The sequence below is a fragment of the Brevundimonas terrae genome (assembly GCF_011761985.1).
In the GTDB taxonomy this organism is placed as follows: Bacteria; Pseudomonadota; Alphaproteobacteria; order Caulobacterales; family Caulobacteraceae; genus Brevundimonas; species Brevundimonas terrae.
The window spans coordinates 19,030-37,164 of the sequence record NZ_JAASQT010000006.1; the positions used below are offsets into that span (position 1 = coordinate 19,030).

An 18,135-nucleotide genomic window follows, 5' to 3' on the forward strand; every position below is an offset into this window, starting at 1 on the left:
ATTGGCTTGCGAGACGACACCTATGTCCCCCGAACTAGCGACAGGTATCGCGCTGACCCTGTCGGGCCTCGCTGCCGGATGGCTGGCCGCCTATGTCAGCCACCACCTGCCGCCGCTGGCACTAGGGCCAAGGCCGCGCCGTTATCTGATCATGCCTGTTGCTGGGGCTTTGATCGGCATGGTCTCGGCCGTGTGGGCACAATGGCAGGGCCTGCCCTCGCCATGGACCGCCGTCTTTACCGCCCTTCTCGGCTGGCAGCTTTTGGTGCTGGCTGTGGTGGATGCCGAAAACTTCTGGCTCCCCGATGTGCTGACGGTGCCGCTGGGCATTAGTGGCATTATCGCCGCCACCGTACTGCCCTATCCGCTGGGACAGGGGTGGATGATGGCCCTGCTGTCGGCCCTATTCGGATTTAGCGCCCTGTGGCTGCTGGCCTTCCTTTACCGCAAGCTGCGCGGTCGCAGCGGCCTTGGCGGCGGTGATCCCATCCTGTTCGGCATGGGCGCGGCATGGGTCGGCGCGATGGACCTGAGCATTGTCCTGCTGGTCGCCTCGCTATCGGGCTTGGCCGTCGTCATCGGGCTTAAGCTGGCAGGCCGCAATCTGGACATGCACAGCAAGATTCCCTTTGGCACCTATCTGGCCATCGGTTTTGCCGTGGCGTGGCTGGTCGTCTAGACCGCCCCTAACCCCAGAAAGGCCTTGGCCGCACCGGCATCGCCTGCCTCGAACGGTACACGGGCCACCGAGTCGTCACGGAACAGGAACTCGATCCAGAACGGTTCGCGCGGATCAAGCTGCGTCAGGCGCATCATGGCCTCTTGCGGAAACTCCCACGCCTCCCCCCGACGCTTGCCCTCACCCAGCAGGGTTTCGGGTGCATCCATCTGGCGGGCCGCAAAAATAGCTTTCCGGCCCGAGAAAGGTGGCATCTGTGCTTGACCGGCATTCACGGCATGCGGGCGCGGCAACAGATCGACATCACGCATTACGAGCCGCGCCGCATAGGGGCGTGACTTGCCACGGAACGACACCACAACGGTCGGACGGGTTTCCTCGGGCGATACCCCTGCCAGTCCGAAACGGACCGATGCCGTACCGACGCCGCTATCTTGCACCATGCGCCAACCGGTTTTCGATCCGGAAAATCGATCTACCCGCCACGACATATTGCTGGCCGGAAACTCCAGCCGCGCCGCACGGCTCCAGCGCGAGAAGGCATGAAGGATACGGCCCGATGTTTCCTGCAAGACCGGATCACCACAGGACACGGCACGGCCCTGTCCCATCGCGCGACTGGCCACCGCCCCCACCTGCGCCGTTTCATGGCCCGCCCGCAACAGCACACCGCGCGTTTGCAGGGCTGCTGCCCCCAAAGCCTGTTCCACCGATGCGTCAAACAGACCGCATTTGGCATTGGCCGCCAGAATAAAGCTGCGCTCGTGATAGGCCTGCGCCGTCGCATCCAGTGCCTGCGCCGGACCACACGCAAGCGCAAAGGCACAGAATAGCGCCATTGCACCCTGAATCCGGCGTGCGGACTTGGTAACGGAACTGACGCGCTGAGGTGAAACCGGTATAGTCATCACCCGTCTCTAGCCCATCCGGTTTGACCGGAGGTGTGCAATCAAGGTTAGCAATTGCTTCTTTCAACAGATGTCTGGGTCTCTGCCCTGATCCGTCACGCCGAACTGGAAGGGGCTTTTGCCACCGTGGTCCGCAAGGGCGATGCCCGCGCCGGTGATGTCATCATCAAGGCCTATAACACCTCTGAACGCACTGCCCGCCTCTATAGCCAAAGCGTAGACATGAACGGGCAACCCCTATGGATTCAGCCTGTTACCAGCGAGATGGAATCCGAACTGGATGCCTATCTGGAACGTCGCCGCGGCTATGATCCCGACTTGTGGGTTGTCGAAATCGAAGACCGTCACGGCCGCCATTTCATACCGGACAAGGTCGAAGGCGAAAAATCAGACTCCTGAAATCCCGCCGTCATGGTGAACATCGCGTTCACCCCGTTCGTCAACCCGTCCTCAAGCCTGCTGGCTTAAGACCTGTCATCACCCCAAAGGGTGTTTGAAGGCAAAAGCCATGCTGTTCCTGCTCAATGATGTGGTGTTCACGCTTGATCCGCCATGCCCCGCACCCCTGCGGGACGAGCGGCGCTTTGATCCGCTGGATCTGGATGCCGCCATCGAACTGGCCTGCGAACTGTTCGCCGAACACCCCGACCTGCAACACACCCACCCCGAGCGGGCCCGCCGTATTGCATGGCTGCTGTCCCGCAAATCGAACGGGCTCAACGCCGCGCTTTTCACGGCCCCGCAAAAGGACTGCGCCCCCGAACTGGTCGAGCCACGCTTTTGCGCCCTGCCCGATCTAATGATGCAGCAACTCGTCAAACGCGCCGATGCCGGCAAACTGACCGCCCGCACGACAGACCGCGCCATCTGGGGTCTTCACGCCGCCTGATAGCGGTACGGTCTTGCCATAACAACATATCAAGTGCACAATTTCCCCTCGCACTTCGGGGGGAGAGCAACTTGGCACAAGTCGCTAAATTTAAATCAGCATCTTGCCGCTTTATAACATCGTTATGCTCAGCTTCAGCGCTCGTTTTGTGTGCTTCGCCTGCATTTGCGGACTGGAAGAAACACGAAAGTCCGCGCTTCGAACTGTATAGCGCCGGTACCGACCGCGAAGCGCGTGACATGCTGATCGAGTTGGAAAAGTTCGACTATGTCCTGCGCCTGTTTATGGGACAGGACGTTACTGAAGTCCCACATCGTAAGCTGCCCATATACCTGGTGACCGATTCTGGACTGGGGACCATTTGGCCCGATGTAGAGGACAGAATTGCCGGATTTTACACGTCATCGGACGAGGATATTTTCGCTGTCGCTACGCGCGGCGACAACAACCACACTCTCAAGCATGAATATGCCCACCATTTCATGCTGGCCGACTTTGCCTATCCCTATCCCGGCTGGTTCATCGAAGGGTTTGCCGAGTATTACGGTGCGACCGAATTCAAAACGAGCGAAACCCGCATCGGCATTCCCGATGCAAATCGCGCAGCAGCGCTCAACTATCTGAGCTGGATGTCCATGAGCGAGTTGCTGTCCAACCGCCCCATGGCCAAGGCACGAAACGCGGACAGTTATTACCCGCTCGCCTGGTTGCTAACCCACTGGTTCCTGGGCGATGCCACCCGACGCCAGCAGATGGTCACCTATCTACACGATATTGGCTCGGGCACTGACTCTGTCACGGCCTTCCAAAATGCGACCGGCCTGACACCAACCGACCTTCGCCGCACCCTGCGCCGTTATATGGGCGGGCGTGTCCCCTACTCGATTTTACGAACCGAATTCCCCGAATTTCAAATCCAGATCACCGCCTTGCCTGACTCTGCGGACGATCTATTGCTGCTGGGACAAAGGCTAAAGAGCGGCACCACCGAAGAGAATCGCCAGTCCACCCTTGAGGAAATCCGTCGTAAGGCGGCCCGATACCCCGAGGACACTCTGGCCCTGCTGGTCCTTGCCCATGCAGAGCTTCATAATGGTCGCGATCCTGCCAAGGCCGTCGACATTCTGGAGCGTTTGCTGCTCATGGAACCAGATCACGTCGAGGCCCTGCAATATATGGCCCGCGCCAAGATGGATCTGGCCGACAAAGCGTTTGAAGCCGACGAATATTCGGTGGCTGTCGGTCACCGCAATGATGCACAAAGTGCACTGCGTACAGCCTATGCGGCAGACGATGCAAACTATGCCACCATGCTGCTGATGGCTTTAAACCGTACTGGCGAGCCGTCCTATCCGACCGAAAATGATCTCGAAATACTGGCGATAGCCTATACGTTGGCCCCTCAACTGGGCCAGATTCGCCTGACCTATGCTGCGGCCCTTCTACACCATGACCGCAATGCCGAAGCCATCGCCGTCATCGAGCCGCTGGTGAACAATCCGCATGGTGAAAATCCTGCAGCCAAGGCCTTGCTGTTACGCGCAAAGGGCCTGACCGAAGCCGATATCGCCGCAGAGGAAGAAGCCCTGCGCCGCAAAGCCGAAGAAGAGGCCGAGGAAGGCGACCCGCAAACCCCTCCTCCCGCTACCGACTAGAGCATCAGCGACTATGTGGCCTAGGCTTTGCGGGCGTGTTCCAGAACAGCCCGCAAGCCTTCCAGCAGGGAGGTGCTGTGGGGCGTCATCTGGAAATTATCGCCGAGGATCATCCGCAAGGCGCGCACATGCACGCGCACGGCATCGGGGCTCCATCGCCCCTTGCTCTGCATGACATCCAGCAGGTCGCACAGGCTGTAACCGGCATCATACAGCGGGCCCGTATCGAAAAAGCCCGCCAGATCCAGCATCTGGCTGGTGATCCGGTACAGTTCAGGGTCCGGTTCGGCCAGCGCCCCCGCTGTGCGCTGCTCCAGTTCGCTGACAGCCCGCTCGACCGACTGCATGGCGTCATGCTTGTGGCTTAGCAAACGCTCGTGCGAGCGACGCTCGATAGCGGCCACCGTCAAGCCACCCGGCTCGGCCATTTTCTTGGACAGGCTGGAGACAACCTTGACCGCTGTCGCGCCTTCGCCCTCGCCAACTGCGGTGCCGGACGAGATCGTTGTTTTGACCGGAGCCTTCACAGTTGTACCTTTTGGGGTTTCAGCAGGGCGTCGATATCCGACTGGTCCATATTGGCTTCCTTGGCGATACCGATATGGGCCGACAGGTCGCCTTTGCGGCGCCCCTTCTCGCCCATCGGCGGGCCGTAGTTACGGACACGACGATCCGGCCCGACATAGGTCGGACATTCGATAAATTCGCGCTCGTCCAGCGCCAGCCACATAACCCGCTTCAGCAAAACCGCCGGTGTGATGGGCTTGACCACCACAAAGCTGACACCACAGTCGCGGCCCTCCTGCACCTTGGCCTGAGAGGCGTGGCCGGTGACCAAAATCACGGGCGTGTATTTCAACGGTGCCGAAGTCTCGCGCCGCAACCAGCGCGTAAAGGCATAGGAATCCATTTCAGGATCGGCACAGTCGATAATAATCAGATCCACAGGCCGTTCTTGCAGCAGTTTGACGGCCGCCGTGGCCGAGCCAAGCTTGATCTGCTCGCGCACGCCGAAACCCTGGATCACCGAGCCGAGCATATCCAGAGCCTGCTGGTTATTATCGATCAGCAGGACCGTGGAATGCTCAAGATTGACCTGTTCGTCCTTGTTCATCAGTCAAACAGATGAAGCTCGCCGGAGGCTTGTGTCGTGTCGGGCGCGGCCGCCGATGGCGCGGTTGGACGGCCGCGATGGGCGGCTTCCTGAAGACGCTCGGCCATTTCGGCCAGAGGCAGGGCCGCCAAGGCTGTGTCCAGCGGCTGCTCGCTCGCCAATGCGCCCGACAGGCCCGACAGGGCTTCCAGACGCTGAACCAGAACATCAAAGCTTTGAATACGCGCCATATAGGACAGGCGGTTCTGGGCCGAGAGATGCGACATCACCTCGCCCATCAGATCGCCCGCCGATTTCACGCCCGTCGCGATATCACCCAGTTCAGCCGAGACGGCTTGCAGCAAGGCCTGCGTATCGTGAGACATGGTCAGAACAACTCCAAATCGCCCGCAGCGACAGGCGGCAGGGTGATCTTGGGCAGCGGAACCGCTGCCACATCCATCACCGCCCTTTGTCGTGCGCGGCCACTAACAGGCCAATAATGCAGTCTGCGACCGCCAAAGCCACCTAAACTACCGCCGAGCACCGGAATACCTTCATCGGCCATAAAACGCTCGGCAAAGGCCGCATTGGCCGCGCCAACATCGCTGAGGCTGTCAAACATGCGACCGCCGCCAAACAGCTTGGCCTCCAGACGTTCACGACGCCCACCGGCCTTGAGAACATCATTGATCAGCACTTCCATCGCATAGGCCCCGTAACGGCGACTGGCGGCAGTACCGTCCACTTCGCCATCGGGCAGCAGGAAATGGTTCATCCCCCCGACACCGGCCACACGATCGGTCAGGCACAGGGCGACACAACTGCCCAATACCGTGGTCAGCACGACATCAGGGTCCGAGGAGACACAATGGTCCCCCTGCACCACATGGACGCGCTTTTCCGTTGCCGACATGCCGGAGGTGTTCATTAGGTCAGAGGACCAAAGACGGATTCCATCTTTTCTTTGAGCTGCTGGGTGGTGAAAGGCTTCACCAGATAGTTGTTCACGCCATACTGGACCGCGCGCTGGACCAGTTCGCGGTCGGCACGCCCCGTCAGCATGATAAAGGCCGTCTTGGCGATCGGCGGGTGGGCACGGATACCGCGCAGCAGGCCCAGTCCGTCAAGATTGGGCATGTTGAAATCGGAAATGACCAGATGCACCGGCTTGGTAATGACAGCACGCAGCGCGGCCTCACCATCGGGGGCTTCTTCGATATCGCGCACACCGATCTGTTGCAGACTGGTGCGGATCAAGGCGCGCATCGTCAACTGGTCATCTACGATCAGAGTACGAATGGCAGAGGCTGCTGGCATGTATAGTCCTTACGCGACAGTCGTTTTGGCGCCTTTGGCGGCGCATGATTCAAGAATAGCGGGTGCAAGCCGGCTCAATGGCATCTGGCGTTCTACGGCTCCGGCCTCGAAGGCTGCCTTGGGCATGCCATAGACCACGCAGGACGCTTCATCCTGACCGAAGGTGCGCGCACCGAGATCGCGCATGGTCTTCAGTCCCCGCGCACCATCGCGCCCCATACCCGTCAGGATCACACCCGTCATCGGGCGCCCCAGACGGGCCACGGACTCAAACAGTACATCCACCGACGGACGGTGGCCGTTTACCGGATCGGATGCCACCAGACGGCAACGTCCGCCGACAACAGTCAGGTGGAATGCCCCCCCCGGTGCCAGATAGACATGGCCCGTTTGCAAAATGGCCCCGTCCACCGCTTCGGATACGTTTGCCGCCGACATGCGGTCCAGCCGCGCTGCAAAACTGCGGGTGAAGCTGGCAGGCATGTGCTGGGTGATAACGGTTGCCGGACAATCCGCGGGGAAGGCCGACAGGATCGTCAGAAGCGCCTCGACGCCGCCCGTGGACGACCCCATGGCAAGGATGTGGTTCGGGTCGGCATGATAGACGCCCTGATGGGCCTGTACCGTGCGCGGCTCCAGCGGACGCACGCGGGCGCGGGCCGCCGACTTCACCTTGTCGGCAAGGTCCGCAAAGGCTTCGGAGGCCGGATGGCCGACCGCCGGCTTGGCCACGGCATCCACGGCACCGATTTCCAGCGCCGCCAGCGTCACATCCGTCCCCGCCTGGGTCAGGGTCGACACCATCACCACCGGCATGGGGCGCAGACGCATGATCTTTTCGAGGAATTCCAGCCCGTTCATATTGGGCATTTCAACGTCCAGCGTCAGGACGTCGGGATTCAGCGCCTTGATCTTGGTGCGGGCATCCAGCGGGTCTTCGGCAGTACCGACAACCTCGATTTCCGGATCACGACGCAGGACAGCCGAGATCAGGCTGCGCATCGTGGCGCTGTCATCGACAACGAGGACCTTTACCCGGCTCATGCGGCACCTTCAGTGCGCTGATAGGTGGTCAGGCCACAGGTCTTGAACGCCCCTGCCGACGGGCCTGATACCCGCTCGGAGTGACCGATATAAAGCGCGCCGCCCGGACTTAGGATCGGGGCAAAACGGCTCCAGATCATTTCCTGCGTGGCGTCATCGAAATAGATCACCACATTGCGGCAGAAGATTACATCGAACATCCCCTTCATCGGCCATTTGCCGATCAGGTTCAGCTCGTTGAATACCACCATCCGGCGCAGGGCCTCGCTGGCCTGAGAATAGCCGGGGCGTCCGTTAACCGGACTAAAGTGGCGACGTCCCGAGGCGGGAACAGGAGCCAGAAGATCATCCGAATAGATGCCCAACCTGCCCTCTGCGACCATGTTCGGGTCGATGTCGGTGGCCAGAATACGCACGTCCAGATCATTGGCTTCCGGCAGCTTCTCCAGCACCGTCAGGGCCATGGAATACGGCTCCTGTCCATTGGAACAGGCCGCCGACCACAGACGTACCCGACCACCGGCACGCGCGGTGGCGGCCAGTTTCGGCATCACCACATCGCGCAGATGGTCGAAATGGTGCGGCTCGCGATAGAAGCGCGTGACATTGGTCGTCAGGGCCGCGGTCATGGCCTGACGCTCGTCCTTGCCCTGCGGAGATTCCACAAGGGCAATATATTCGGCAAAATTACTCAGACCCAGCGTCCGCAGACGCTTGGCCAGACGCGAATAAACCAGCGCGGCCTTGCCCTCGTGCAGGGCAATACCGGCATGGCTGTGCAGGGCACTGGCAATGTGACGGAAGTCGGCCTGTGTGAACGGAAATTCCCCGTCCACCAGTGTTTCCCGTCCGGCGGTCATAGTCATGCGGCTTCGGCTTCCGCCTCGGCTGGCAGGACGTGTTCGAGATCGATCAGGCTGATCATGCGACCGCCTTCAACCGCGAAGATGCCCTTTACAAAAGCCTTCACGCTTTCGGAGGCCACATCCGGCGTCGGCTGGATGGCCGCGTCGGTCAGTTGCACGATGTCGGACACCGCATCGACCAGAAGGCCCACCAGACGGCTGCCCACATGGGCCACCATGATGACGTGGCGTTCGGTCGGCTCGCCGGTCTGTAGACCAAAGCGTGCGCCCAGATCGATGATCGGCAATACCGTGCCGCGCAGGTTGATAACGCCCTTCATATAGGCGGGCGAGCGCGGCAGCGGCGTGGCAGGGGTCCAGCCACGGATTTCACGCACACTCATAATATCGACGCAGAACTCTTGTTCGCCGATGCGGAACGCAATCAGTTCGCGGTCGGAACCGGCAACATTAGGGGTGACTTGGGTCATGGGTCAGCTCGCCATCTTCAGTTCAGCAAGAGAGGTCGTACGCCGACGTCCGGTGTTCACCAGAACGTCGATATCAAGGATCAGGGCAACGCGCCCGTCACCCAGAATGGTTGCAGCCGCCACGCCTTCGACATGGCGGTAATTGGTTTCGAGGCTTTTGATAACGACCTGACGCTGGCCGTGGATCGCATCCACCAGAAGACCGGCACGCTGGCCGCCCTCGGTTTCGACGATCATCACCACCCCGCCCTTCAGCTCGGTCGGCTCGTTACGGAATTCCATCGTCTGGCCCACATCGACCAGCGGCACGAATTCGTCGCGGAACATCAGCACCGGATCGACGCCGCCGACCAGATGGATATCCTCGGCCTTGGGCGTCAGGCTTTCGACAATGGCGGCCAGCGGGGCCACCAGTGTCTGGTCTGCCGCGCCCACCACCATGCCGTCCAGCACCGCCAGTGTCAGCGGTAGGGACATGGTGAAGATCGACCCCTTGCCGGGGTTGGAGGAAATCGAAATCCGCCCGCCCAGCGACTGGATGGAGCGGCGCACCACATCCATACCCACGCCGCGACCGGACACGTCCGTAACTTCCTGTGCCGTCGAGAAACCGGGCAGGAAGATCAGGTTATCGACCTCGTCGTCGCTGAGGATCTGGTCCGGTGTTACCAGACCGCGTTCCTCGGCAATGGAGCGAACGCGCTGGCGGTTGATGCCTTTACCGTCGTCCGAAATCTCGATGACAATACGACCCGAGCGGTGCAGCGCGGCCAGTTTGACCGTGCCTTCAACCGGTTTGCCCGCTGCCTCGCGCTCCTCGGGGCTTTCCAGCCCGTGGTCGATGGCATTGCGCAGCATGTGGGTGATCGGCTCTGACAGGCGTTCCACCACGGTCTTGTCCACCTCGGTGTCCTCGCCCGCCGTGACCAGCTTCACTTTCTTGCCCGTCATAGCGGCGACTTCGCGGACCAGACGCGGCATGCGCTGGAACACCGACTTCACCGGCTGGGCGCGGATCGCCATCACGCTGTCCTGAATCTCGCGGGTCAGCAGTTCAAGGTCTTCCAGACCCAGCGAGATGTCCGACGAACGGGCCAGCCCGCTCTCATAGACACGCTGGGCCAGCATGGCCTGCTGGATTACCAGTTCGCCAACCGCATTGATCAGGCGGTCAACGCGATCCAGCTCGACGCGGATCGTGACCGGAGCCGTAGCAGCCGATGCAGCGGCTGGCGCAGCCGCCGTTGCGTTATTGGCCGCCACCGGAGGAGCTGCGGGTGCCGGAGCGGCCGTGGATTTTGGGGTTTCAGCAACCGGCGCAGTCTCGCCACCACCGCCCAGACGCGATGCCGTATCGGCCTGTGCCATAGCCACCAGTGCCGCAATATCGAACTCGGCCGCAGCACCCGTATCCAGCGACGGCAGACCATCATCCAGATCAGGCAGGCTGTCGGACACAACAGATGCGCCCGCCCCTTCGGCCATCACCGACATGATGCTGAGATCGCAATCGGTTTCGACGAAATCAAACACATCGCGCACATCAAGCTCGGCCACCGGCGCATCCAGATGGATGGTCCAGACCAGATGCGAATCCAGCGGCTCCAGCGCTTCAAGCGACGGCAGACCGCTGTCGTCCATCTCCACCGAGATCGGTCCCAGACGGCCCAGTTCACGCAGCAGAAGCGCCGTTTCATTGGCATTGGCATAAAGGCGCGGATGCGGACGGAAGATAATCTTCCAGCCTGTCTGTTCCCCACCCGTAACCACCGGCGCATCCAGCGACGGCAGGTCAAGCGGCGGTAGATCAAGCGCAGGCAGGTCCATCAATGGCATGGCCTCGCCGGCACCAAAATCGTCAAGGCTCAGTGCGACCGGCGTAAAGCCGAAATCGTCGTCCATATCACCGGCTGCATCGGCGTCCGTTCCCGAAACCGGTGCCCCGTGCGTCAGGGTTTCCAGCTCCGCAATCAGGGCTTGCGAACGGTCCGGATCAACAGCGGGGCCTGCACCGCGTGCGGCGGTCACATGGTCGTTCAGGACATCCGATGCCCGCAAAAGACTTTGCACCACATCCTCGTCCACCGCTTTGCGGCCCGAGCGCAGCTCGTCCATCAGGGTCTCGAAAACGTGGGCAAAGCGGACCAGATCATCCAGACCGAATGCCCCCGCCCCGCCCTTTACCGAGTGAACGGCGCGGAAACAGGCATTGATCGTCTCGATATCGGTATCACCCGATTCCAGCGCAATCAGATTGGTTTCGAGGTCGCCGAGAAGCTCCTCGCATTCCTGGAAGAAGGTGGCCTTGATGGCCTCGAACGGATCGTCACTCATGCGGGGGGAAGTCCTTGAACAATACCGGGCCTTAGGCCGCGACGCGGCGGACGGCATCCACCAGACGAACAGGGTCGAACGGTTTGACGATCCAGCCCGTCGCACCGGCATCGCGCGCGCGCTGCTTCTTGGCCGCATCGCTTTCAGTGGTCAGAACCAGCACCGGCACGCCGCTATAGGCAGGGTCGGCGCGCATGCCTTCGATAAAGCCGAAGCCATCCATGCGCGGCATGTTGATATCGGTAATCACGATATCGGGGCGTTCCTCGGCCAGCACTTCGAGGCCGTGCACGCCATCTACGGCCTGCACAACATTATAGCCCGCATCCTTGAGGGCCAGCATCAGCATGTCACGCATGGTGCGCGAGTCATCTACGGTCAGAACGGTTTTGGTCATCAGGCGGCGTCCTGCGCTACGAATTCATCGGGGGAAGCTCCAAAGCCTGTCCATTGCTCGGTCAGGGCTTGGGAAACATTGAGAAAGATCAAAGCTTGGCCATCGGCCTTCCAGGTTTTGATGGCTGAGAGCAGAACCTGCAGGCACAGGCCACCCAGACGCTCGACGCCGGAAGCATCGAGCGTGACCGCATGACCGCGACGCTGCATCAGCTCGCTCTTGAGCGGTTCAGCCGCGCGGATATCCAGTATCGCCGGCAGTGTGATCACAGGGTTCAGGTCTTCAGTCATTAAAACTCCTCCCAGCCGTCTTCTGCCGGCTGTGATTGCAGTGCGGCACCGCCAATACCTTTGGCGCGCAATGCCGATATGGTTTCTGTCACCGAGCGCGGGCGTTCGGCCCCGACACCGGTGTTGGCACTGGCCTTAGCGTTGGCCACCATCTGTTCCGGTGCGGGTTCGGGCACATATTCATTGGCCGGACGCACAGGCTTGGCCGGACGAGCCACTACATGTTGAGCCGGAGCCTCTGCGGGTTGTGCGCTAAAGGCGGGCTGCGGTGCAGGCTGGAAAACAGGCTTGGGAGCGCTGATCGCAGGCGCGGACGCTACCACCGGAGCCTTATAGACCGGCGGCTTGGTGGCCAGTTTCTGGGACACCTCGAAGCGGGCGACGGATGCCGACAGGTCGGCGGCTTCGGACGCCAGAGCATGACAGGCCGCCGTCGATTCCTCGACCATGGCCGCATTTTGCTGGGTCACCTGATCCATCTGGTTCACAGCGGCGTTCACCTGAGCCAGACCCGTGGCCTGCTCCTGTGCCGATGCCGCGATTTCACGCACCAGACTGTCGATCTGGGCCACACGGTCCACGATACGCCCCAGCGCATCCCCCGTCTGTCCCACCAAATTCACACCCTGACTGACCTGGGTGCCGGAGGCCGAGATCAGGGTCTTGATCTCCTTGGCGGCGGCGGCGGAACGCTGGGCCAGCGCACGCACCTCGGAGGCCACCACGGCAAAGCCGCGACCGGCATCGCCCGCACGGGCCGCTTCGACGCCCGCATTCAGGGCCAGAAGGTTGGTCTGGAAGGCGATCTCGTCGATCACACCGATGATGTCGCCGATACGTTTCGAAGAGTTCTCGATGGCCGTCATGGCTTCGACCGCATTACCGACAACCACGCCGCTGCGCTGGGCATCGTCTCGCGCGCCCATGACAACCTGCGCCGCTTCCTTGGCACCATCGGCGGTGCGGCCAACCGTGGCCGTGATCTGGTCCAGAGCCGCTGCGGTCTGTTCCAGTGTCGCCGCCTGTTGTTCGGTCCGGTGCGACAGATCATTGGAGGCGGCGCTGATTTCTTCGGCCCCCATATTGATGACCGACACATTGGCGTTCACCAGCGAGACAGCCTTTTCAAGGCTTTCGATCGCCGCGTTGAAATCGACCTTCAGCGTTTCAGCCGACTGCGGGAAATCTGTGGTGATGCGCCATGTCAGATTGCCATTGGCCAGCTTTTCCAGACCTTCGGCCAGAGCATCCACGACAATCGTATCATTGCGACGGCCCTGCTCGATTTCGGCCTCGCGACGCAGACGGGCCGCCTCGGCCTCTTTCTGCATCAGGTCATTGCGTGCCTTCAGGGCGTTTTGCTCGACTGTGGCCTGTTTGAAATGCTCGACCGCCGAGGCCATCAGACCCACCTCGTCCGTGCGGCCCAAGGCGGGAATCATCACCTCGGTATTGCCGCCCACCAGCTTGCGCGTGGCCGATGCCACAGCGCGCAGAGGCTTGGCGACACCCATGGTCAGCCACACACCGCATGCCACAGCCATGACCAGCGCAAACACGGTGCCGATGCCCATGACCAGACGCATCATATTGGCCAGAGCCACCTGACGCTGGGCCAGCAGCTCGGCTTCGTTGCCGCGCTCGTCGACAAGGGTCTGCAAGATTTTATCGACCGGTGCCAACAGGCCCGAACTGTCATAGGTGGCCAGATTATCAAGGCCGACACCGCGCACGGCCACAGCTTCAAACCAGCTCTCAACACCGGCGCGTGCCTGTTCGACCTGCGCGTCCGAGGTCGGGTCCATGCGCTTGTATTCATCCAGCGCGGCATTGAAGCTGGAGCGGTGCTCGCTCACCAGATCAATGGCAGATGGCACACGCGACATCACATAGGCGCGCAAGGCGGCGTCCTGACGCGACATTTGCAACTGGGCGTTTACCGCAGCCTGCTGGGCCGCCGTCACCCGTTCCATATCGCGGCGGATATTCTGCACGCCACTGACGCCCAGATACACGCACAGGCTCATGGCCAGGATCGCGGCGATGATGCCGCCAAAGGCGAAGGTCAGCTTCTGCTGAATCTTCAGATTGTTCAGGAAGGCCATCATTACACATTTTCCCCGGTGTACTCGCCGGAGCGGGGGTCATAGCCCCTGAAAGCACCGGCAAGTGCCAAGGCAGGACGGGGTGCCCGCGCGGTCTGCACAGCAGACGCGACGTCTTTAGCAATCTGCGATTCTTTCTGAAGCGCACACAGCATCAGCACGGGGACCATCCCAACCTCGACAAAGATTTTCGACTATCTGCACATACAAACGTAGGTTTCTGTAAACCTGCAGGTACGGGCAATCCCCTATAGGGTTAAGTCAGATATCTTACCGAACTGTAGTTGTTTGGGATTTTATTGCCCCGCTTGGTGGTTTTTGTGATATCGTTGTTATTCGCAATGTTACATTCGCCATAAGTGAGGCTTGATCCCCGTGGCCGGTTCACCCCAGAAGGGAAACCGGCAAATTATCAGCTAAGTTTCAAAAGCCTACCAAACCCGAATGTCCGCATCTTCCGGCGAAACTTTTGCACAATCCGGCCCGCACCGGTTCACAGGCCCCCCTTCGCACAAAGTCGTGCGGACATTGTTATGCGCGGGTCTGGTCGTGGCATCGCTGGCCGGATTGCGGTTTGATCCGTCTGGCAAGCTGTCCTTGTTCCTGCCCGTCATCGCCTTGGCCATCATCGCCCGCCTGACAGGGTGGCGTCTGACCGTCGTCTGTGTGGGCTTGTTATGGGCAGGTCTGGCTGTGCTTGGCCTGACCGGCCATATTACATTTGCCGACGCCTCAATAACGGGGTTTGTTGCAGCATTGATCGCCCTGTTGGCCGGTCGCAGCAACCGTCCCCTGCTCGGCATTTACGGCCTGCACCAACCCACCGAAAACGAGGTTTTGCGCGCCCTTCTGGCCGCGACACCGGTTGTCCTTCTGGATCAGCAAGGCCGCATCAAACGCGCCAGTCCGGCCAGCCTCGACATCTTCCGGCTTGCCGAAGAGCAGCTCTTGGGCCTGCCCTTTAGCGAACTTGTTCCGGGCTTTGACCACCGCCTCCATGCGTCCGTCGATGCAGGTACAGACCTTATCAAACCGGCCGGAAACAACTGGCTGGCCATGCGGCCCGACCTGTCACACATTCCGGTCGAGCTGTGGCTGGACCATACCCCCGATGGCCCGCTGATCCGGCTGGTGGATCTGACCCCGCGCCAGACGGCCGACGAACAGGCGCGCGAACTGCATTCCCAGCTCAACAAGGTCTGGCGTCTGAACTCACTGGGCGAGATGGCCGCCACGCTGGCCCATGAACTGAACCAGCCCTTGGGTGCCGCCGCCGCCTATCTGCATGCGGCACAAGAGGACATGAAGACCGCTGGCCCTCTAGGGGAAAGCGCCCTTCGCACAACCGAACTGGCCAAGGCCCAGATGCTGCGGGGCGGACAGATTATCCGCCGCATGCGCGAGCTCCTGACCATGGAAATGCGAACCCTGTCCAAGGAGCAGCTCAGTGTGGTCGTGGACGATGTTCTGCCCATTCTGACCCTGACCGGTCAGGACCGGAATATCCGCATCGAGACAGACATCTCCATGCCCGATCTGGTGCGTATGGACAGCATCCAGATTCAGCAGGCCTTGGTCAATCTGGTCCGCAATGCCGTAGAGGCCAGTCCCAACGGCTCGCGGGTACTGGTGACGGGCCATGCCGTCTCAGACCACACCTTCGAGGTCGCCGTCGAGGACAGTGGCATCGGTATCCCCTCCGACCAGATCGACCGCGTTTTCCAGCCCATGATGTCCACCAAGTCGGGCGGTATGGGACTGGGCCTGTCTGTGACCCGAACCATTGTCGAAAGCCACGGCGGAAATCTGCGCGTCGGCGCTTCGCGCTGGGGCGGAGCCCGTTTTTCGTTTACACTCGCCATTGCCAATCAGGACGAGCAAGAATGACCCCTTCTGTCTTCATCATTGATGACGACGCCGGCATGCGTGACTCGCTGGTAGCCCTGCTGCGGAGTCAGGGCATACGTTGTCGCGCCTTTGCCGGCGGGGCAGATTTCTTCCGCTCCATGCCACAGGACGAAACCGCCTGTGTGGTCACCGATCTTCGTATGCCCGAGGTGGACGGAGCCGAGCTGGTCCGGCGGATCAACGAGGAACGCGGCGCGGCATGGCCTATTCTGGTCATTACCGCCCATGCCGATGTGTCCGTCGCCGTCAGCCTGATGAAACAGGGCGTGGTGGACTTCATCGAAAAGCCGTTCGATCCGCAGCGTCTGATCGAAAGCGTCCGTGGCTGCCTGTCACGCCTGACACAGGTGGGCGAGCAACAACGCCTGACCCAGTCCGCACGCGAAAAGTACGACCGCCTGACCCCGCGCGAGGCTCAGGTCTTCAATGCCCTGATCGAAGGCCTGTCCAACAAGGCCATCGCCCAGACCCTGGACATCAGCCCGCGCACCGTCGAGGTTTTCCGCGCCAAGGTCATGCAAAAGATCGAGGCCGAAAGCCTGTCGGACCTGATTAAAACCGGCCTGCTTTTGCGTAACGATGATGGCATAAGCTCTTGATCCCTTAACGGCGATATCCCTTATTCACTCCCAACAAGAGGGAGTGCGTTATGAGTCAGAATCGCTTTTTGCGTCAGCAGGGCTTCATCAACGGCCAATGGGTCGATGCGGACAGCGGCGAAACCCTGAGCGTCACCAATCCGGCGACCGGCGAAGTGCTGGGTACGGTTCCCGATATGGGGGCCACCGAGACGCGCCGCGCCATCGAAGCCGCCCAAAAGGCCATGAAGCCGTGGGCCGCCCGCACAGCCGGTGATCGCGCCAAAATCCTGCGCCGCTGGTTCGAACTGATGATGGAAAATCAGGACGAGCTGGCCCGCCTTCTGACCTTGGAGCAGGGCAAGAGCCTGACCGAGGCCAAGGGCGAGATCGCCTATGGCGCGGCCTATCTGGAATGGTTCGCCGAAGAGGGTAAGCGCGCCTATGGCGAGGTGATCCCCACCAATGACAACGGCAAACGTATTGTCACCCTGCGACAGCCCGTCGGGGTGGTGGGCGCGATCACGCCGTGGAACTTCCCGTCCTCGATGATTACCCGCAAGATCGGTCCGGCCCTTGCCGCCGGTTGCGCTGTGGTTCTGAAACCCGCCGCCCAGACGCCCTATAGCGCCTATGCGCTGGCCGTTCTGGCCGAGGAAGCGGGCCTTCCTGCCGGTCTGTTCAACGTCCTGACTGGCAAGGCCTCGGCCATTGGCGGAGAGATGACCTCCAACGAGATTGTGCGCAAGATCAGCTTTACCGGCTCGACCGAGGTGGGCCGCACCCTGATGGCGCAGTCCGCATCCAGCATCAAAAAAATGTCGCTGGAACTGGGCGGCAATGCCCCCTTCATCGTGTTTGACGATGCCGATATCGATGCCGCCGTCGCCGGTGCCACCATCTCCAAATTCCGCAATTCGGGCCAGACCTGCGTCTGTACCAACCGCTTCTATGTGCAGGCGGGCGTCTATGACGCCTTTGTCGAAAAACTGTGTGCGGCGGCCCAAGCTCTCAAGATCGGCAACGGCCTAGAAGACGGCGTGCAGATGGGGCCGCTGATCGACGAGAAAGCCGTCGAGAAGGTCGAGCAGCATCTGTCGGATGCCCTGTCCAAGGGCGCGCGCGTGCTGACGGGCGGCAACCGTCATGCGCTGGGCCAGACCTTCTTCGAGGCGACCGTCGTGGCCGATGTCACGCAAGAGATGCAGATGTGCCGCGAGGAAACCTTTGGCCCGCTGGCCGGTGTGGTGAAGTTCGAAACCGAAGAAGAAGCCATTGCCTTGGCCAATGACACCATCTTTGGTCTGGCCGGCTATTTCTACAGCCGCGACATCAGCCGCATCTGGCGCGTGGCCGAGGCGATGGAAACCGGCATGGTCGGCATCAATACCGGCATCCTTTCCACCGAAGTCGCCCCCTTTGGCGGCATAAAACAGTCGGGTCTGGGCCGCGAAGGCAGCCGCCACGGTCTCGAAGACTTTATGGAAATCAAATACCTGTGCATGGGCATCTAAACACGATCGTCGTTATTTAGACGAACGTCGATCTCTGCAAATCGATTTTCTTCCTGTCAGTCTCCCTGATGACGCTCCGCAACAA

The 18,135-nt window shown here is 61.0% G+C and carries 20 protein-coding genes; 7 read left to right on the top strand and 13 right to left on the bottom strand.

Annotated elements, in window-relative coordinates; genetic code table 11:
• Positions 1–22: 22 nt before the first annotated feature.
• Positions 23–679, top strand: coding sequence for a prepilin peptidase (locus FHS64_RS12125; protein WP_167178665.1), 657 nt, complete (start codon positions 23–25; stop codon positions 677–679).
• Here the strand turns inward: FHS64_RS12125 and FHS64_RS12130 are convergent.
• Positions 676–1,587 (bottom strand): hypothetical protein, encoded by a 912-nt coding sequence (locus tag FHS64_RS12130; protein WP_167178667.1) that lies wholly within the window; start codon positions 1,585–1,587, stop codon positions 676–678. The two genes, FHS64_RS12125 and FHS64_RS12130, sit on opposite strands and share 4 nt — an antisense overlap.
• Before the next feature lie 54 nt (positions 1,588–1,641).
• Here FHS64_RS12130 and FHS64_RS12135 point away from each other — a divergent pair, with 54 nt between their 5' ends.
• The 3 genes from FHS64_RS12135 to FHS64_RS12145 all read left to right on the top strand — a co-directional run bounded on the left by FHS64_RS12135 (position 1,642) and on the right by FHS64_RS12145 (position 4,131).
• On the top strand, positions 1,642–1,986 hold the full coding sequence (locus tag FHS64_RS12135; RefSeq protein ID WP_167178669.1) for a DUF1491 family protein: 345 nt from the start codon (positions 1,642–1,644) through the stop codon (positions 1,984–1,986).
• A gap of 109 nt (positions 1,987–2,095) precedes the next feature.
• Positions 2,096–2,476, top strand: coding sequence for a hypothetical protein (locus tag FHS64_RS12140; RefSeq protein ID WP_167178671.1), 381 nt, complete (start codon positions 2,096–2,098; stop codon positions 2,474–2,476).
• 146 nt (positions 2,477–2,622) lie between these two features.
• Positions 2,623–4,131, top strand: coding sequence for a tetratricopeptide repeat protein (locus tag FHS64_RS12145; protein WP_167178673.1), 1,509 nt, complete (start codon positions 2,623–2,625; stop codon positions 4,129–4,131).
• A 20-nt stretch (positions 4,132–4,151) separates the two neighbouring features.
• Here the strand turns inward: FHS64_RS12145 and FHS64_RS12150 are convergent, their stop codons facing one another.
• The 12 genes from FHS64_RS12150 to FHS64_RS14340 are packed head-to-tail and all read right to left on the bottom strand — an operon-like array spanning position 4,152 to position 14,053.
• The gene (locus FHS64_RS12150; RefSeq protein ID WP_167178675.1) at positions 4,152–4,658 is read right to left on the bottom strand and encodes a chemotaxis protein CheE; all 507 of its coding nucleotides are present in this window, start codon (positions 4,656–4,658) and stop codon (positions 4,152–4,154) included.
• Positions 4,655–5,245, bottom strand: coding sequence for a response regulator (locus tag FHS64_RS12155; protein WP_167178677.1), 591 nt, complete (start codon positions 5,243–5,245; stop codon positions 4,655–4,657). Before FHS64_RS12155 ends, FHS64_RS12150 begins: the two co-directional genes overlap by 4 nt.
• Positions 5,245–5,610 carry a hypothetical protein gene (locus FHS64_RS12160; RefSeq protein ID WP_167178678.1) on the bottom strand — a complete coding sequence of 122 codons (366 nt, stop codon included), beginning with the start codon at positions 5,608–5,610 and terminating at the stop codon, positions 5,245–5,247. The genes FHS64_RS12155 and FHS64_RS12160 overlap by 1 nt, the downstream gene beginning before the upstream one ends.
• Positions 5,611–5,612: 2 nt before the next feature.
• Complete coding sequence (locus FHS64_RS12165; RefSeq protein ID WP_243862959.1) at positions 5,613–6,140, bottom strand: chemotaxis protein CheD; 528 nt, start codon at positions 6,138–6,140, stop codon at positions 5,613–5,615.
• A 14-nt stretch (positions 6,141–6,154) separates the two neighbouring features.
• On the bottom strand, positions 6,155–6,544 hold the full coding sequence (locus FHS64_RS12170; RefSeq protein ID WP_167178682.1) for a response regulator: 390 nt from the start codon (positions 6,542–6,544) through the stop codon (positions 6,155–6,157).
• 9 nt (positions 6,545–6,553) lie between these two features.
• Positions 6,554–7,588 (bottom strand): protein-glutamate methylesterase/protein-glutamine glutaminase, encoded by a 1,035-nt coding sequence (locus FHS64_RS12175; RefSeq protein WP_167178684.1) that lies wholly within the window; start codon positions 7,586–7,588, stop codon positions 6,554–6,556.
• On the bottom strand, positions 7,585–8,454 hold the full coding sequence (locus tag FHS64_RS12180; protein WP_167178686.1) for a CheR family methyltransferase: 870 nt from the start codon (positions 8,452–8,454) through the stop codon (positions 7,585–7,587). Before FHS64_RS12180 ends, FHS64_RS12175 begins: the two co-directional genes overlap by 4 nt.
• Positions 8,451–8,924 (bottom strand): chemotaxis protein CheW, encoded by a 474-nt coding sequence (locus FHS64_RS12185; protein WP_167178688.1) that lies wholly within the window; start codon positions 8,922–8,924, stop codon positions 8,451–8,453. Before FHS64_RS12185 ends, FHS64_RS12180 begins: the two co-directional genes overlap by 4 nt.
• A 3-nt stretch (positions 8,925–8,927) precedes the next feature.
• The gene (locus tag FHS64_RS12190) at positions 8,928–11,258 is read right to left on the bottom strand and encodes a chemotaxis protein CheA (protein ID WP_167178690.1); all 2,331 of its coding nucleotides are present in this window, start codon (positions 11,256–11,258) and stop codon (positions 8,928–8,930) included.
• A gap of 31 nt (positions 11,259–11,289) precedes the next feature.
• Positions 11,290–11,655, bottom strand: a complete 366-nt coding sequence (locus FHS64_RS12195) for a response regulator (RefSeq protein WP_167178692.1) — start codon at positions 11,653–11,655, stop codon at positions 11,290–11,292.
• Entirely contained in the window at positions 11,655–11,945 is a 291-nt protein-coding gene (locus FHS64_RS12200) for an STAS domain-containing protein (RefSeq protein ID WP_167178694.1), read from the bottom strand. Before FHS64_RS12200 ends, FHS64_RS12195 begins: the two co-directional genes overlap by 1 nt.
• Positions 11,945–14,053, bottom strand: coding sequence for a methyl-accepting chemotaxis protein (locus FHS64_RS14340; protein ID WP_279588503.1), 2,109 nt, complete (start codon positions 14,051–14,053; stop codon positions 11,945–11,947). The genes FHS64_RS12200 and FHS64_RS14340 overlap by 1 nt, the downstream gene beginning before the upstream one ends.
• A 516-nt stretch (positions 14,054–14,569) precedes the next feature.
• Between FHS64_RS14340 and FHS64_RS12210 the strand changes: the two genes are divergently transcribed.
• From FHS64_RS12210 to FHS64_RS12220, 3 genes are read left to right on the top strand one after another with little or no spacing between them, the layout of a single operon-like run.
• Positions 14,570–15,937, top strand: coding sequence for an ATP-binding protein (locus FHS64_RS12210; RefSeq protein WP_167178696.1), 1,368 nt, complete (start codon positions 14,570–14,572; stop codon positions 15,935–15,937).
• Positions 15,934–16,557, top strand: a complete 624-nt coding sequence (locus FHS64_RS12215) for a response regulator transcription factor (protein WP_167178698.1) — start codon at positions 15,934–15,936, stop codon at positions 16,555–16,557. The genes FHS64_RS12210 and FHS64_RS12215 overlap by 4 nt, the downstream gene beginning before the upstream one ends.
• A gap of 50 nt (positions 16,558–16,607) precedes the next feature.
• Positions 16,608–18,050, top strand: coding sequence for an NAD-dependent succinate-semialdehyde dehydrogenase (locus tag FHS64_RS12220; RefSeq protein WP_167178700.1), 1,443 nt, complete (start codon positions 16,608–16,610; stop codon positions 18,048–18,050).
• The last annotated feature ends 85 nt before the right edge of the window (positions 18,051–18,135 follow it).